Source organism: Rhizobacter sp. OV335 (assembly GCF_900142965.1).
Classification (GTDB): Bacteria; Pseudomonadota; Gammaproteobacteria; order Burkholderiales; family Burkholderiaceae_C; genus Rhizobacter.
The window spans coordinates 59,879-75,416 of the sequence record NZ_FRCQ01000033.1 but is presented as its reverse complement, the minus strand read 5'-3'; the positions used below and the strand labels follow the sequence as shown (position 1 = coordinate 75,416).

The following is a 15,538-nucleotide window of genomic DNA, read 5'->3' as shown; positions in this document are numbered from 1 at the left end:
CCCATGCGCCGAATCCTGATCATCGACGACAACCCCGCGGTCGGCCAGGCCCTGTCGCTGCTGCTGTCGCTGCACGACATCCAGGCAGAGGTCGCACTGACCCCCGCCGACGGCCTGGCCGCGCTCGATCGCGGCCCGGTCGACGTCGTGATCCAGGACATGAACTTCAGCGCCGACACCACCTCCGGCGCCGAAGGCGCGGCGCTGTTCCGCGCGATCCGCGAGCGCCAGCCCGACCTGCCGGTGATCCTGCTGACCGCGTGGACGCGGCTCGAGGCTGCTGTCGAGCTGGTCAAGGCCGGCGCTGCCGACTACCTCGCCAAGCCCTGGGACGACGCGAAGCTGGTCGCCACCGTCGAGAACCTGCTGGAGCTGTCCGAATCGACGCGCGAGGTGGCCCGCGTGCGCGACGAGCGCCGGCGCCGCCGCGAGGCGCTCGCGCAGCGCCACGACCTGGGCGGCATCGTCTACGCGTCCGAGGCGATGGAGCGCACGCTGGAACTGGCCTGCCAGGTCGCGCGCTCCGAGCTGCCGGTGCTGGTCAGTGGCCCCAACGGCAGCGGCAAGGAGCGCATCGCCGCCACCGTGCATGCCAACTCGGCGGTGCGCGACGGCCCGTTCGTCGCGGTCAACTGCGGCGCGCTGCCGGCCGAGTTGATCGAGGCCGAGCTGTTCGGTGCCGAGAGCGGCGCCTTCACCGGCGCCGGCAAGTCGCGCGACGGCCGCTTCGACGCGGCCGACGGCGGCACGCTGTTCCTCGACGAGATCGGCACGCTCCCGCTGCCCGGCCAGGTCAAGCTGCTGCGGGTGCTCGAGACCGGGCGCTTCGAGCGCGTCGGCTCGTCGCGCACGCGCCAGGTGCGGGTGCGCGTGATCAGCGCGACCAATGCCGACCTGAAGGCGATGGTGCGCGCCGGCAGCTTCCGCGAAGACCTGTACTACCGGCTCAACGTGATCGAGGTCGCGCTGCCGCCGCTCGCGCAGCGCCGCGACGACGTGCTGCCGCTGGCCGAGCATTTCCTCGCCGGCCGCGCGCAGCTGGGCGATGCGGCGCGCGCCCAGCTGCTCGCGCATGCCTGGCCGGGCAACGTGCGCGAACTGAAGAACGTGATCGAGCGGGCCGCTTTGCTGGCGCGCGGCGGGCCGATCACGCCCGACCTGCTCGGCCTGCCGCCGGTCGAGCCCGCGATGGCGCGCAACCTCGACGAACCGAGCCGCGACGCGGTGGTCGCGGCGCTGGCGCGCGCCGACGGCGTCGTCAGCCGCGCCGCCGCGGCGCTCGGGCTGTCGCGCCAGGCGCTGTACCGGCGCATGGAGCGCTACGGGTTGCCGGTCTGAGCACGGCATGCGCCCGGTGAGCCTGCGCACACGGCTGCTGCTGGCGCTGGTCGCCGCATTGGGCGCCGGTGCCGCGCTGCATGCGGCGGTGCTGGCCGCGCTTGCGCGCTGGGGCGGCCATGCGGCGCTGCTGGTCGGTGCGGCCGCGGTGCTCGCGCTGCTGCTGGCGGCCTGGGGCTCGTCGCGCCTGGTCGCGCCGCTGAAGCGGCTGCTGCGCTCGCTGGAGAGTGCGGTGCTCAGCTACCGCGATGGCGACTTCAGCGTCTCGATCAGCGACGACCACGGCGGTGAACTCGGCGCGCTGGTGGGCCATCACAACGCGCTGGGTCATGCGCTGCGCGACCAGCGCCAGCACCTGGCGCAGCGCGAGCTGCTGCTCGACACCGTGGTGCAGAACACGCCGGTCGCGCTGGTGCTGACCGATGTGCGGCAGCGTGTCGCCTATGCCAACATCGCGGCGCGCCAGCTGCTGGGCGAAGGCCGCAGCCTGGAGGGCGGCGATTTCGGCGCGCTGCTCGCGACGCTGCCGCCGGCGCTGGTGCGCGCGGTCGAGGAGGGCACCGATGCGCTGTTCAGCGTCACGCTGGACGGCAGCGAGGAGACCTTCCACCTGTCGCAGCGCCAGTTCCGGCTGCAGGGCCGGCCGCACCGGCTGCTGCTGTTCCGGCGCATGACGCGCGAGCTGTCGCGGCAAGAGGTTGCTACCTGGAAGCGCGTGATCCGCGTCATCAGCCACGAGCTGAACAACTCGCTGGCGCCGATCTCGTCGCTCGCCCACAGCGGGGCCGAGCTGGCGCGGCGCGGCGACGTGCAGCGGTTGCCGGAGGTGTTCGCCGCGATCGGCGAGCGCGCGCGGCACCTGCACGGGTTCCTCGACGGCTATGCGCGCTTCGCGAAGCTGCCGGCGCCGCGGCTCGCGCGCGTCGAGTGGGCGCCGTTCCTGGACGCGCTGGCGGCACAGTACCCGTTCACGCGCAGCGGCGAGCTGCCGGCGCGAGCCGGCGTGTTCGATGCGGCGCAGGTCGAGCAGGCGCTGATCAACCTGCTGAAGAACGCGCACGAGGCGGGCGGGCCGGCCGAGGGCGTCACGCTGTCGCTGGTGGACAGCGGCGCGGAGATCCGCTTCGAGGTGGCCGACCGCGGCCCGGGCATGAGCGACACGGTGCTTGCGCAGGCGCTGCTGCCGTTCTATTCGACGAAGCGCGCGGGCACCGGGCTCGGGCTGGCGCTGGCGCGCGAGATCGCCGAGGCGCATGGCGGGCGCATCGCGCTCGCGAACCGGCCGGATGGCGGGCTGCGCGTGGCGATCACGCTGCCGACGGACACCCAAGCCCGTTCGCCCTGAGCCTGTCGAAGGGTTGGCGCCCTGGCACGAGGGCTTCGACAGGCTCAGGGCGAACGGAACGTGGGTCACTTGGTGCCGAACAACCTGTCCCCCGCATCCCCCAGCCCCGGCACGATGTAGCCGTGCTCGTCCAGCTGCCGGTCGATCGCTGCGGTGTACACCGGCACGTCCGGGTGCGCCGACCGGAAGTGCGCCAGCCCCTCCGGCGCCGCCAGCAGGCACACGAAGCGGATCGACTTCGGCCGCGTCTCCTTCAGCCGGTCCACCGCCGCGACCGCCGAATTGCCGGTGGCCAGCATCGGGTCCAGCACGATCGCGTCGCGCTCGTGCATGTCGGCCGGCATCTTGAAGTAGTACTCCACCGCCACCAGCGTCTTCGGGTCGCGGTACAGCCCGACGTGCCCGATGCGCGCGCCCGGCACCACGTTCAGCATGCCGTCGAGGAAGCCGGCACCGGCCCGCATGATGCTGACGAACACCGTCTTCTTGCCGTCGATCACCGGCGCCATCATGGTCTCAAGCGGCGTCTCGATCTCGATCATCTGCGTCGGCATGTCGCGCGTGACCTCGTAGGCCATCAGCATGCTGATCTCGTTCAGCAGGCGTCGGAAGCTGTTGGTGCTGCGGTCCTTCTGGCGCATCAGCGTCAGCTTGTGCTGGATCAGCGGGTGGGTGATGTGGTGCACGGGTGCGGTCATGGGCTCTCCTCGGGGTGCGTCAGTTATATCGGCTCCCGCCGCGGCGAACCAGCATTTCGTCACGCCACGCCGCGCCGCTGCGCTCAAGTCGCTGGCCGGAGTGGTCGAAAAAAAGGCGTTGCTCCGTCCGCCGAGTCCCGCATGTCCGCTCTTTCCCCGTTGCGCCGTCTTGCCTGCTGCCTGCTCGGGATGCTGCCCCTGCTGGCCGCCGCGCAATCGCTGCGCATCGTCACCGAGGAGCTGCCGCCCTACAACATGACGCTGAACGGCCAGGTCACCGGCCTCGGCACCGAGGTCGTGCAGGCGGTGCTGAAGGAGGCCGGCCTCGCCGGCACGCCGATCCAGGTGATGCCCTGGGCACGCGCCTACGACATCGCGCTGAACCAGGAGAACGTGCTGATCTACTCGATCACCCGCACGCCGCAGCGCGAGAAGCGCTTCAAGTGGGTCGGCGTGATCGCGCCGACGCGCTGGTACCTGTTCTCGCTGAGCGGCCGCACGCCGCCGGTGAAGACGCTGGACGACGCGCGCCGCTTCCAGATCGCCACCGTCAACGAAGACGCCGGCGAGCAGTACCTGGTCGCCAACGGCTTCCAGATCGGCCAGAACCTGCAGTCGAGCAACCGCTACGAGCTGAACTACGAGAAGCTGAAGGGCGGCCGCGTCGACCTGTGGATCGCCAACGAGCTGAACGTGACCTGGCTGGTGCGCCAGGCCGGCGACGACCCCGCCCGCACCGTGCAACGCACGCTCGCCCTCACCGACCTCGGCACCGAAGGCGGGCTCGACATGGCCTTCAGCCTGAAGACGCCCGACGAGGTGGTCGAGCGATTCCGCAAAGGGCTGGAGACGATCCGCCGCAACGGCACCTATGAGAGCCTCCAGCGCAAGTGGCTCTGACAACGGCGGGCTGAACGGCTCGCTCGGCCGCCAGCTGGTGCTGGCGACGCTGGTGTTCGGCATCGTCTTCACGGGGGCCGCGGTGGCGGTGCGCACCTGGTCGGCCTGGCAGGCCAACCTGGCGGCGATGACGGCCGAGCTGACGCTGATCGACCAGGTGTTCCAGCGCACGCTCTCCAAGGCCATCTGGGAGATGGACCGCGACGCGCTGCAGACCCACGTCAACGGCGTCGCGCAGGTCAGCCCGGTCGGCCGCGTCGAGCTGCGGCTGCTGCAGAACGGCCGCACCACCGAGCTGATGGCGCAGCGCCGCGAAGGTGCGCAGCCCTCGCAGCGCGCGCCGGTGCTGCACCGCCAGCTGAACTACGAGCCCTATCCCGGCGCGAGCGAGGTGGTCGGCGAATTGACGCTGGAAGGCGACGAACGCGTGCTGTGGGAGCGATTGCGCGGCGAGCTGGCCGGCATCGTGCTGACCCAGCTGATCCAGTCGCTGCTGCTGGCGGGCCTGGTGATGTGGGTCTTCAACCGCACCGTCACCGTGCACGTGCGGCGCATGGCGCGCCACCTCGGCGCGCTGACGCCGCAGACGCTGGACCACCGGCTGCGGCTCGAGCGCGCGCCGGGCCGGCGCGACGAGCTCAGCCTGCTGGAGTCGGGCGTCAACCAGCTGCAGGGCAACCTGTCGGACTACCTGGAGCGGCAGCGTCGCGACGAGCGCGACCTGGCTGCGCATCGCGACCGGCTGGCCGAACTGGTCGACGAGCAGACCGCCGAACTGCGTGCCGCCAATGCGCAGCTGGAGGAGCTGTCGCGCAGCGATCCGCTGACGGGCCTCGCGAACCGGCGCCATTTCGACGAGGTGAAGGATGTCGAGTTCCGCCGCGCGCAGCGCCTGAACCAGCCGCTGTCGGTGCTGCTGTGCGATGTGGATTTCTTCAAGCGCTACAACGACACCTATGGCCACGCGCTCGGCGACGACTGCCTGCGCCTGATCGCGCAGACGCTGCGCGAGACCTTCGGCCGCGCCGGCGAACTGGCCGCACGCATCGGCGGCGAGGAGTTCGCGGTGCTGCTGCCGGCGGTCGATGCCGAGCAGGCGCACGCCGCGGCCGAGCGGCTGCGCGAGGCGCTGGCCGGGCGCGACATCCCGCACAGCGCGTCGCAGGTCGCGCCGCGCGTCACGCTGAGCATCGGCGTCGCGCAGTTCGATCCCGAGACGATGGACCGCTTCGATGCGCTGCTGCACCGCGCCGACCAGGCGCTGTACCGCGCGAAGCGACAAGGCCGCGACCGGGTGGCCGCCTGATCAGAAGGAGGAAGACATGCGTTGCATTCACACGGTTCTCGCGGTCGCGCTGGCGTATGCCGGCGCCGCCGCGCACGCCCAGGCGATCCGCGGCGTCACCGAGGAGTCCGGCTACACCTGGCTGAGCGCCGGCCGCGTGCTCGGCCCGGCCAGCGAGGTGGTCGCGGCCACCATGCAGCGCGCCGGCATCACCGACTACCGCGCCGGCATCTACCCGTGGGCGCGCGCCTACGACATGGCGCTGCAAGAGCCGAACGTGCTGATCTTCATGATCGCGCGCACGCCGCAGCGCGAGGACCGGTTCAAGTGGGCCGGCGAGTTCATGCGCATCGAGTACCACCTGTACAAGCTGCGCACCGACACCGAGGTGGTGGTGCGCACGCTGCAGGACGCCAAGGCCTACAGCGTCGGCGTGATGCGCGACGACGTGCGCCAGCAGTACCTGCAGTCGCAGGGCTTCACGCGGCTGGTGGTGTCGGCGCAGAACGGCGACAACTTCCGCAAGCTGTTGCACCGCCAGGTGCAGCTGGTGCCGATGCCGGAGCGCGACGCGCGGCAGCTGTGCGAGGAGTCGCACATCGACTGCGCCGCGATGCTGGAGAAGGTCTACACGCTGGATGCGCTGTCGACCGGGCTGTTCATGGCCTACAGCAAGGCCACGCCCGACGACGTGGTGGCGCGCACGCGGGCGGCGTTCGAGAAGGTGAAGTCCGACGGCACGTTGGCGCGGCTGATGGGGGCGCCGGGGCGCTGAAGCGCTGGCCGGTGGATCAGTGGCCGCTGCCCGGCAGCGCCAGCAGGTCGCCGACCGCATTCAGCACGCGCGGGTTCCACACCATGCCGATGTGGCTGCTGTCGACTTCCACGTCGCGCACCCGGCCGGTCGCATGCTCCTGCGGGCCGTGGATGCAGGTCTGCCACGCGACGATGCCGTCGTTGCGGCTGTAGATCGAGGCGGTCGGCACCGGCGGCGGCGTGCGCAGCCGGCGGCTCATCGCCGGGTCGAGCCGGGCCGGCGCGCCATTGAGCAGGCGGTACAGCCAGCCGACGTGGCTGTGGTCGGCCTCGGCGTTGAACGGCGTGCCGATCGTGATGACGCGGCGCACCTGGGGCGCCAGCAGCTTGCCGAGTTCGCGGGCGTAGAGGCCGCCGAGGCTCCAGCCGACCAGCGTCGCGCGGCCGCCGTGCGGTTTCAGCAGGGTCTGCACGTGGTCGGCGAGGTTGGCCATCCAGGCGTCGACGTCGCCGCGCGGGCCGACGTTCAGGCCGCGGCCCCAGTCGAACGCGGTGTAGCCGAGGGCAGTGCAGTGCTCGCGCAGCGTGGCGACCGCCGCGCCATCGGCCGCGAGGCCGGGGAAGATGACGACCGGGTGGCCGTCGCCGGGTTGCTGCGCCTTCGAGAAGCCGCGGCGCAGCTTGTGGGAGGCCAGCTCGACGGCGGCGCGCCACGGCTCGCTGACCAGCAGGCCGAGGGCCGGGCGGGAGATCGGCGCCAGGCCCAGCGCCGCGGACGGCGAGCAGGTGTCGGTGCTGGGACCCATAGGACGCTCCTGAAATTCGTTGGTCCCAGGGTAGAGCGCTGACGCGGTGCTGCCTATCGGGCAAAAGAGGCAAACGGTGTAGGACTCAGGGGAAGTTCGATGCAGGCGTCCCGCCCACCCGGGTCAGCCCAGGCCGTAGTCCGACCACCAGCCGACCTGCTGGTTCAGCCCGTCAGGCAGCGTGATGCGCAACTGTTCATGCCGGCTGCGCTGCGTGACATACGAGATGCAGTCGTCGATCAGCTCCTTCGGCAACTGGCGCACCGCGGCGCGCTCGCAGCGCGACAGGTCGAGGTGGCCGCCGAGCCCGTCGATCCAGCGGCGCAGCGTTCGCACGACGCCATCGGCACCGGCCACGTGGCGGGCGTAGTCGTCGACGAGGCGATGCTGCAGCCGCTCCTTCGGCGTCCGCGGCAGGCGCGCAGCGGGGTGCGCCCGCCCGCGCGGGCCGTCGCCGTCCCACAGCGAACGCCACCAGGTGATCCACAGGTAATCGCGCCAGCCACTCATGCGCGCATCAGTAACCGCCGGGCGCGCGCGGTTCCCTGCCAGGTGGCCCTTCAGGCCATTCGTCCCGGCGCGCCGCGGTCGTTTTGCGGGGCGGTCGGTCAGCCCGTCTGTTGCCGCTCGGCGTTGCCACGCTCCCGCAGCCACCCGTCGATGCACTTCTGCAGCGCCACCGGATCGGCCGGCTTCACGAAATGGTGATCGAAGCCAACCGCCTTGGCTCGCGCGCGGTCGTCCTGCTGGCCGTAGCCGGTCAGCGCGAGCAGCAGCGATCCGCGCGTGCCGTCCATCGTGCGCAGCCGCGCCGCGACCTCGTAGCCGTCGAGGATCGGCAGCCCGATGTCGAGCACCACCACCTCGGGGCTGAAGTGCTCGGCGACGCTCAGCGCCTCGCGGCCGTCGGCGGCGGTGCGCACCTCGTGCCCGCCGAGCGCGAGCAGGTCGGCCACGCTGTGCGCCGCGTCGTGGTTGTCGTCGACCACCAGCACGCGCGCCGGGTGCGTCGTGCCCGCTTCGGGCGCCGGGCCGCCGGCCTCGCCGCTGCGCACCAGGCCGACGCAGGGCAGCCGCAGCGTGAACACCGCGCCGCGGCCGATGCCTTCGCTGGCCGCCTCGAGGCTGCCGCCGTGCATCTGCGCGAGCCGCTGCGCGAGCGTCAGCCCGACGCCCAGCCCACCCTGCGCCCGGTCCAGCGTGCGCGAGCCCTGCGTGAACAGGTCGAAGATGCGCGGCAGCAGCTGCGCATCGATGCCGATGCCCTGGTCGCTGACCTGGATCACCGCACCCTGCGGCGAGGCACTCGCCTCCAGCGCGATGCGCGTGCCCTTCTCGCTGTACTTCGACGCGTTGTTCAGCAGGTTCGACACGATCTGCGCCAGCCGCGCGAAATCGCCGTGCAGCCACATCGGCTCGGCCAGCGGCAGCACCTGCAGGCGCTGCTCGCGGGCGTCGATCAGCGGTTGCGCGGTCTCGACGCTCTGCAGGATCACCGCGTTCAGGTCGACCTTCTCGCGGCTCAGCACGATCTTGCCCTGGCTGATGCGCGCCACATCCAGCAGCTCCTCGATCAGCCGCGTCATCTGCTTGAGCTGGCGCACCATGATGTCGGTGGCCCAGCCGATCTTCGGATCGGGCGGCGCGATGCGGCGGATCACCTCCAGCGCGGTGCGGATCGGCGCCAGCGGGTTGCGCAGCTCGTGCGACAGCATCGCGAGGAACTCGTCCTTGCGCCGGCCGGCCTCCTGCAGCTGCATCTCGGCGGCGCGCCGCTCGACGATCTCGCCTTGCAGGCTGCCGTAGAGGATCGCGTTCTCGAGCGCCGCCGCGGCGCGCGCGGCCAGGTCGTCGAGCACGCGCCAGTCGGGCCGCTGCAGCGCGTCGTCGGTCGCCACCAGCAGCGCGCCGAGCAGCCGGTCGCCGTTGATCAGCGGCAGCGCCAGCACCGCCTGCCACGGCAGGGCGCGCGCGCGGCCCGCACCGAACGCGTCGGGCGCGAGCGCGGCCAGGTCGGCCGGCGCCAGCGTCACCGTGCGGCGTTCGGCCAGCGCCTGGCGCAGCGCGGCGGCGAGCGGCGGCGCGATGTCCATCAGCATGCGGTTCGCGGTATGGCCCCCACCCGCGCCCGACGACGCGCACACCAGCTTCTGGCGCGGCCCCGGCTCGTCGCCCGGCAGCACCAGCGCGGCGCTCGCCATCGCCGGCACCAGCAGCTCGGCCAGCGCCTGCACGCAGACCTCGGCCTGCAGCGAGCCGCTGAGCACCCGGCTCGCGTCGGCCAGGAAGGCCGAGCGGCGGTCGTTGTCCTCGGCGACGCGGCGCGCGGCGTCGGCCGCCACCATTGCCGCATGTGCATCGGCCTGCTCGCGCACCTGCCGCTGCATCGCGAACAGCCGCACGAACACCCGCACCTTGCTGCGCAGGATGTGCGGCACCACCGGCGACTGGATGTAGTCGACCGCGCCCAGCGCATAGCCGCGCTCGGTCTGCATCTCGTCGGCGTACGAGGTGATGAAGATGATCGGCGTGTCGACCGAGCGCTTGTACTGCCGGATCAGCGCCGCGGTCTCGAAGCCGTCGATGTCGGGCATGTTGACGTCGAGCAGGATCACCGCGAACTCGCGCTGCAGCACCTCGCGCAGCGCCTCGCGGCCGGAGCGCACGAACACCAGGTTCTGCCCGAGCTCCTCGAGCACGGTGCCGAACACCAGCAGCTTCTCCGGCAGGTCGTCGACCACGAGGATGTTCACCCTCGGGTCGAGATCGTGGGGCGCGCTCACTTGCTCAACCACCCGCGCAGCACGACCAGCAGGTAGGCGGTGTCGACCGGCTTGGACAGGTAGTCCCAGGCCCCGGCGTCGATGCACTTCTCGCGGTCGCCCTTCATCGCCTTGGCCGTCACCGCGATCAGCGGCAGCTCCTTGCCGCGCGGCAGCCTGCGCATCTGGCGCATCGTCTCCATGCCGTCCATCTCCGGCATCATGATGTCCATCAGCACGATGTCGATGCTCGGGTCGGTCTCCACCAGGCGGATCGCATCGCGGCCGTTCTCGGCCGAGACGATCACCATGCCGTGGTTGTCGAGCACGGTGGCCAGCGCGAAGATGTTGCGCATGTCGTCGTCGACGATCAGCACCTTGCGGCCGTGCAGCCGGCGGTCGGCGTCATGCAGCTCGCGCGCCGAGCGGCGTTCTTCTTCCGACATGGTCGCCTCGCCGCGGTGCAGGAAGAACGCCGACGCATCGAGCATGCGCTCCAGCGAATCGGCGCGGCGCAGCGCGAACGCACTGTGGCCGCGCTCCCACGCGACGCACACTGCCGGGTCGCTGCTCGCCAGCACGATCGGCAGCTGGCGCGCGAGCGGCCGCGATTCGAGCGACTCGATCACGTCCTCCGGCCCGAAGTCGGGCACGCTGCCGTCGGTGATCAGGCAGTCGATGCTGCCGTGCGCGATGCGCTCGCGCGCCTCGTCGGCGCGGCTCGCCTGCACGATGTCGGTCTCGGTGTCGAGCGCGTCCAGGAACTGCGCGCGCGCCGGCGTGTCGTCCATCATCACCAGCAGCCGCTTGCGGCGCCGCTCGGCGAATTCGTGCAGGTGGCCGAGCGCTTCTTCCACCTCGTCGACCGACTGCAGCGGCTTCGTCAAAAAGCCCACCGCGCCCGAGCGCAGCGCGCGTTCGCGCGAGTCGTCGGTCGATACCACGCAGACCGGGATGTGGCGCGTCGCGAGGTCGGACTTCAGCCGCTCGAGGATGCGCCAGCCCTCCATGTCGGGCAGGAAGATGTCGAGCGTGATGACCGCCGGCTGGAAGTCGCGCGTCAGCGCGAGCGCCGTGGCGCCGCTGGTGCTCACCAGCCCCTTGAAGCCGACGCGGCGTGCCGCCTGCAGCAGCACGTCGGCGAAGGCCAGGTCGTTCTCGACGATCAGCAGCACCTTGTCGCCGAGCAGGATGTCGGCGCGGTCGTCGTTGGCGGCGTTGTCGCCCATCTCGTCGGCGTCAGCGGTGTCGCTCACCGATGTCGCCACCGACATCGGCACCTCCACGCGCGGCCGCTCCAGCATCGGCAGCACCTCGCTCATCACGCCCGGCGGCGTGCCGCGGCCGTGCCGCAGGCTGCGCGTCGGGCTGTAGCTCTGCGGCAGGTACAGCGTGAAGGTGCTGCCCTCGGCCGGCGCGCTGACCAGCCGGATCTCGCCGCCCAGCAGCCGCGCCAGTTCGCGGCTGATCGCAAGGCCCAGGCCCGTGCCGCCGTACTTGCGCGAGGTGGAGCCGTCGGCCTGCTGGAAGGCCTCGAAGATGATCTGCTGCTTGTCCGGCGAGATGCCGATGCCGGTGTCCGACACCGAGAACGCCAGCACCTGCGACGCGCGGTTCAGGTCCTCGTTGTCGCGCGACCAGCCGCGGTCCACCACCTCCATCGTCAGCCGCACCGCGCCCTGGTGGGTGAACTTGAAGGCGTTCGACAGCAGGTTCTTGATGATCTGCTGCAGCCGCTTCACGTCGGTGACGATGGTTTTCGGCAAAGGCGCGAGACGCACCGGCGCGCCGATCTCGAACGCGACGTGACGCGATTCGGCGACGTGGCGGAAGCTGCGGTCCACCGAGCGCTGCAGGTCTTCCAGCCGCAGCTCCGACACGTCGACCGCGACCGTGCCCGACTCGATCTTCGACAGGTCGAGGATGTCGTTGATCAGCATCAGCAGGTCGTTGCCCGACAGGTGGATGGTCTTCGCGAACTCCACCTGGCGCGGCGTCAGGTTGCCGTCGCTGTTCTTGCACAGCTGGTCCGACAGGATCAGCAGGCTGTTCAGCGGCGTGCGCAGCTCGTGCGACATGTTGGCCAGGAACTCGGACTTGTACTTCGAGGTCAGCGCGAGCTGCTCGGCCTTCTCTTCCAGCGCCTGCCGCGCCTGCTCGACTTCCTGGTTCTTGCGCTCGACTTCCTGGTTCTGGTGCACCAGCAGCCGGGCCTTCTCCTGCAGCTCCTCGTTGGTCTGCTGCAGCTCCTGCTGGCGGCTCTGCAGCTCCTCGGCCAGCGACTGCGACTGCGTCAGCAGGTCTTCGGTGCGCATGTTGGCGCTGATCGTGTTGATCACGATGCCGATCGATTCGGTCAGCTGGTCGAGGAAGGCCTGGTGCGCCGGGTTGAAGCGCTCCAGCGAGGCCAGCTCCAGCACGCCGCGCACCTCGCCTTCGAACACGATCGGCAGCACCAGGATGTCGAGCGCCGCACCCTCGCTGAGCCCGGTGGCGATGCGTATCGCGCTGCTCGGCACGTTGGTCACCAGGATCTTGGTCTTCTCGACCGCGCACTGGCCGACCAGGCCCTGGCCCAGGTCGACCTCCTTGCCGTGCGTGGCCTGGCCGCCCGAGGCATAGCTGCCGAACAGCTTCAGCCGCGGGCCCAGGCCGCCGCTGCCGGTCAGCACGTAGAACTCGGCCTGCTGCGCGCCGACCACCGGCGCGAGTTCGGACAGGATCAGCTGGCCCACCGTCAGCAGGTCCTTCTGGCCCTGCAGCATGCGGCTGAACTTCGCCAGGTTGGTCTTCAGCCAGTCCTGCTCGGTGTTCTTCTGCGTGGTGTCCTTCAGGTTGCGGATCATCTCGTTGATGGTGTCCTTCAGCGCGGCCACCTCGCCCTGCGCCTCCACCGTGATCGAGCGCGTCAGGTCGCCCTGCGTCACCGCGGTCGCCACCTCGGCGATCGCGCGCACCTGCGTGGTCAGGTTGGCCGCCAGCTGGTTGACGTTCTCGGTCAGGCCCTTCCAGGTGCCGGCCGCGCCGGGCACCTTGGCCTGGCCGCCCAGCTTGCCTTCGACGCCCACCTCGCGCGCCACCGTGGTCACCTGGTCGGCGAAGGTCGCGAGCGTCTCGGTCATGCTGTTGATGGTCTCGGCCAGCGCGGCGATCTCGCCCTTGGCCTCCACCGTCAGCTTCTGCTGCAGGTCGCCGTTGGCCACCGCGGTCACCACCTTCGCGATGCCGCGCACTTGGCCGGTCAGGTTGCCGGCCATGAAGTTCACGTTGTCGGTCAGGTCCTTCCAGGTGCCCGACACATCGCGCACCTGCGCCTGGCCGCCCAGCCGGCCTTCGGTGCCGACCTCGCGCGCCACCCGCGTCACCTCGGCCGCGAAGGACGACAGCTGGTCGACCATCGTGTTGATGGTGGCCTTCAGTTCCAGGATCTCGCCCTTCACGTCGACCGTGATCTTCTTCGACAGGTCGCCGGCGGCCACCGCCTTGGTCACGTCGGCGATGTTGCGCACCTGGCTGGTCAGGTTCGACGCCATCAGGTTCACCGAATCGGTCAGGTCCTTCCAGGTGCCGGCCACGCCTTGCACGTCGGCCTGGCCGCCGAGCTTGCCTTCGGTGCCGACCTCACGCGCCACCCGCGTCACCTCGGCGGCGAACGACCGCAGCTGGTCGACCATCGTGTTGATGGTGTTCTTCAACTCCGAGATCTCGCCCTTCACGTCGACCGTGATCTTCTTCGACAGGTCGCCGGCCGCCACCGCGGTCGTCACCTCGGCGATGTTGCGCACCTGGCTGGTCAGGTTGCCGGCCATGAAGTTGACCGACTCGGTCAGGTCCTTCCAGGTGCCGGCCACGCCCTGCACGTCGGCCTGGCCGCCCAGGATGCCTTCGGTGCCGACCTCGCGCGCCACGCGGGTCACCTCGGCGGCGAAGGATCGCAGCTGGTCGACCATCGTGTTGACGGTGTTCTTCAGCTCCAGGATCTCGCCCTTCACGTCGACGGTGATCTTCTTCGACAGGTCGCCGGCGGCCACCGCCTTGGTCACGTCGGCGATGTTGCGCACTTGGCTGGTCAGGTTGCCGGCCATCGAGTTGACCGAATCGGTCAGGTCCTTCCAGGTGCCCGACACGCCTTCCACCCGCGCCTGCCCGCCGAGCGAGCCCTCGGTGCCGACCTCGCGCGCCACCCGGGTCACTTCGGATGCGAACGACCGCAGCTGGTCGACCATCGTGTTGATGGTGTTCTTCAGCGTCAGGAACTCGCCCTTCACGTCGACGTCGATCTTCTTCGACAGGTCGCCCTTGGCCACCGCGGTCGTCACGTCGGCGATGTTGCGCACCTGGTCGGTCAGGTTGCCGGCCATCGAGTTGACCGAGTCGGTCAGGTCCTTCCAGGTGCCGGCCACGCCCTTCACCTTGGCCTGGCCGCCCAGCATGCCTTCGGTGCCGACCTCGCGCGCCACGCGCGTCACCTCGGCCGAGAAGTTGCCGAGCTGCTCGACCATCTTGTTGATGGTCTTCGCGGTGCGCAGGAACTCGCCCTCGAGCTCGCGGCCCTCGACCTCCAGCGCCATGCTCTTGCTCAGGTCGCCCTGGGCCACCGCGCCGATCACCCGCGCCACCTCGCTGGTCGGGTGCACCAGGTCGTCGATCAGCGCGTTGATCGATTCCATCGACGCGCCCCAGAAGCCGCGCGTCTCGCTGAGCACCGCGCGCTGCTTCAGCTTGCCTTCCTTGCCGACCACCTGGCGCAGCCGGCCGAGCTCGTCGGCCATCGCGGCGTTCTGCTCGACCAGGTCGTTGAAGACGTCGGCCACCTTGCCGGCCAGCCCGTCCCAGTGCAGCGGCAATCGCACGCTGGCGTCGCCGCGCCGCAATTGCGTCAATGCGGCGAGCAGGGTGACCATCTCGCGTTCCGGCGTCGCGACCTCGTTGAGTTCAAGCACGTTCATGGCGGGGCTTCCATACTGATTCAAGCCGGCGAGAGCAGGTCGGCGAGCGCGATTCTGGCCCGCAGCATGTCTTTTTGCATACGGCGCGGGCAACGGTGGTGCAGACTAGCGCTGGATCCGCTCATGATCATGACGGACGGCGCCGACAGCCTTTGTAGGATGGAGACTACAGCCGGCGCGCCATGCCCCGGAAACCCGCGCATTTGCTGGGTTGGCGAGCCCCCACCCATCCGACGCAGCACCTCGCATACAGGTCGATGCACCCGCATCGGCAGCGTAGACTTTTCCACCATGGCACCCGCCGGAGGACCCGATTTGCAAGACGTGACCGTGCTCTATGTCGAAGACAACGACGACCTGCGCCTCAGCATCGCGATGCTGATGGAGCAGCCGGGGCGCGCGCTGACCGCGTGCGCCAACGGCGAAGAGGCGCTGGCGCTGTGCGCCGCGAACGAGTACGACATCGTCATCACCGACGTCAGCCTGCCCGGCATCTCCGGCACCGACCTCGCGAAGCAGCTGCTCGCGAAGCAGCCGGACCGCTGGGTGGTGCTGTGCTCGGGCTACGAGTTCGGCGAGTGGGTGCGGCAGTTCGGCCCGCATGTGCGGGCGCTGCGCAAGCCGTTCGAACCGGAAGAGCTCGAGCAGCTGATGGACGAGATCAGTGCCGCGGTCAGGAGCCGCGGCTGACGAGGAGAA

At 70.3% G+C, this 15,538-nt stretch carries 11 protein-coding genes; 6 read left to right on the top strand and 5 right to left on the bottom strand.

Annotated elements, in window-relative coordinates; translation table 11 throughout:
• Positions 1–3: 3 nt before the first annotated feature.
• Positions 4–1,338, top strand: coding sequence for a sigma-54-dependent transcriptional regulator (locus tag BUE42_RS26750; protein WP_073468329.1), 1,335 nt, complete (start codon positions 4–6; stop codon positions 1,336–1,338).
• Between the two features lie 7 nt (positions 1,339–1,345).
• Positions 1,346–2,683: a sensor histidine kinase gene (locus BUE42_RS26745; RefSeq protein WP_073468328.1), complete on the top strand. Its 1,338-nt coding sequence runs from the start codon at positions 1,346–1,348 to the stop codon at positions 2,681–2,683.
• A 65-nt stretch (positions 2,684–2,748) separates the two neighbouring features.
• Here BUE42_RS26745 and upp read toward each other — a convergent pair whose 3' ends face one another.
• On the bottom strand, positions 2,749–3,381 hold the full coding sequence (upp, locus tag BUE42_RS26740) for a uracil phosphoribosyltransferase (RefSeq protein ID WP_073468327.1): 633 nt from the start codon (positions 3,379–3,381) through the stop codon (positions 2,749–2,751).
• Positions 3,382–3,522: 141 nt separating this feature from the next.
• Here upp and BUE42_RS26735 point away from each other — a divergent pair, with 141 nt between their 5' ends.
• From BUE42_RS26735 to BUE42_RS26725, 3 genes are read left to right on the top strand one after another with little or no spacing between them, the layout of a single operon-like run.
• Complete coding sequence (locus BUE42_RS26735) at positions 3,523–4,281, top strand: substrate-binding periplasmic protein (protein ID WP_073468326.1); 759 nt, start codon at positions 3,523–3,525, stop codon at positions 4,279–4,281.
• Positions 4,253–5,587, top strand: coding sequence for a diguanylate cyclase domain-containing protein (locus BUE42_RS26730; RefSeq protein WP_073468325.1), 1,335 nt, complete (start codon positions 4,253–4,255; stop codon positions 5,585–5,587). The genes BUE42_RS26735 and BUE42_RS26730 overlap by 29 nt, the downstream gene beginning before the upstream one ends.
• A 16-nt stretch (positions 5,588–5,603) precedes the next feature.
• The gene (locus tag BUE42_RS26725) at positions 5,604–6,341 is read left to right on the top strand and encodes a substrate-binding periplasmic protein (protein ID WP_073468346.1); all 738 of its coding nucleotides are present in this window, start codon (positions 5,604–5,606) and stop codon (positions 6,339–6,341) included.
• Between the two features lie 16 nt (positions 6,342–6,357).
• Here the strand turns inward: BUE42_RS26725 and BUE42_RS26720 are convergent, their stop codons facing one another.
• The 4 genes from BUE42_RS26720 to BUE42_RS26705 all read right to left on the bottom strand — a co-directional run bounded on the left by BUE42_RS26720 (position 6,358) and on the right by BUE42_RS26705 (position 14,839).
• Positions 6,358–7,128 (bottom strand): alpha/beta fold hydrolase, encoded by a 771-nt coding sequence (locus tag BUE42_RS26720; protein ID WP_073468324.1) that lies wholly within the window; start codon positions 7,126–7,128, stop codon positions 6,358–6,360.
• Between the two features lie 123 nt (positions 7,129–7,251).
• Positions 7,252–7,638 carry a hypothetical protein gene (locus BUE42_RS26715; RefSeq protein WP_073468323.1) on the bottom strand — a complete coding sequence of 129 codons (387 nt, stop codon included), beginning with the start codon at positions 7,636–7,638 and terminating at the stop codon, positions 7,252–7,254.
• A gap of 98 nt (positions 7,639–7,736) precedes the next feature.
• Positions 7,737–9,881 (bottom strand): response regulator, encoded by a 2,145-nt coding sequence (locus tag BUE42_RS26710; protein WP_073468322.1) that lies wholly within the window; start codon positions 9,879–9,881, stop codon positions 7,737–7,739.
• A 26-nt stretch (positions 9,882–9,907) separates the two neighbouring features.
• Positions 9,908–14,839 carry a HAMP domain-containing protein gene (locus tag BUE42_RS26705; RefSeq protein WP_073468321.1) on the bottom strand — a complete coding sequence of 1,644 codons (4,932 nt, stop codon included), beginning with the start codon at positions 14,837–14,839 and terminating at the stop codon, positions 9,908–9,910.
• A 324-nt stretch (positions 14,840–15,163) separates the two neighbouring features.
• On the opposite strand from BUE42_RS26705, the gene BUE42_RS26700 reads away from it, so the two are divergent.
• Positions 15,164–15,529, top strand: coding sequence for a response regulator (locus BUE42_RS26700; RefSeq protein ID WP_073468345.1), 366 nt, complete (start codon positions 15,164–15,166; stop codon positions 15,527–15,529).
• The last annotated feature ends 9 nt before the right edge of the window (positions 15,530–15,538 follow it).

Coding starts and splice junctions, on each gene's coding strand:
- BUE42_RS26750 (WP_073468329.1), top strand. CDS start 4: ATGCGCCGAATCCTGATCATCGACGACAACCCCGCGGTCGGCCAGGCC.
- BUE42_RS26745 (WP_073468328.1), top strand. CDS start 1,346: ATGCGCCCGGTGAGCCTGCGCACACGGCTGCTGCTGGCGCTGGTCGCC.
- upp (WP_073468327.1), bottom strand. CDS start 3,381: ATGACCGCACCCGTGCACCACATCACCCACCCGCTGATCCAGCACAAG.
- BUE42_RS26735 (WP_073468326.1), top strand. CDS start 3,523: ATGTCCGCTCTTTCCCCGTTGCGCCGTCTTGCCTGCTGCCTGCTCGGG.
- BUE42_RS26730 (WP_073468325.1), top strand. CDS start 4,253: ATGAGAGCCTCCAGCGCAAGTGGCTCTGACAACGGCGGGCTGAACGGC.
- BUE42_RS26725 (WP_073468346.1), top strand. CDS start 5,604: ATGCGTTGCATTCACACGGTTCTCGCGGTCGCGCTGGCGTATGCCGGC.
- BUE42_RS26720 (WP_073468324.1), bottom strand. CDS start 7,128: ATGGGTCCCAGCACCGACACCTGCTCGCCGTCCGCGGCGCTGGGCCTG.
- BUE42_RS26715 (WP_073468323.1), bottom strand. CDS start 7,638: ATGAGTGGCTGGCGCGATTACCTGTGGATCACCTGGTGGCGTTCGCTG.
- BUE42_RS26705 (WP_073468321.1), bottom strand. CDS start 14,839: ATGAACGTGCTTGAACTCAACGAGGTCGCGACGCCGGAACGCGAGATG.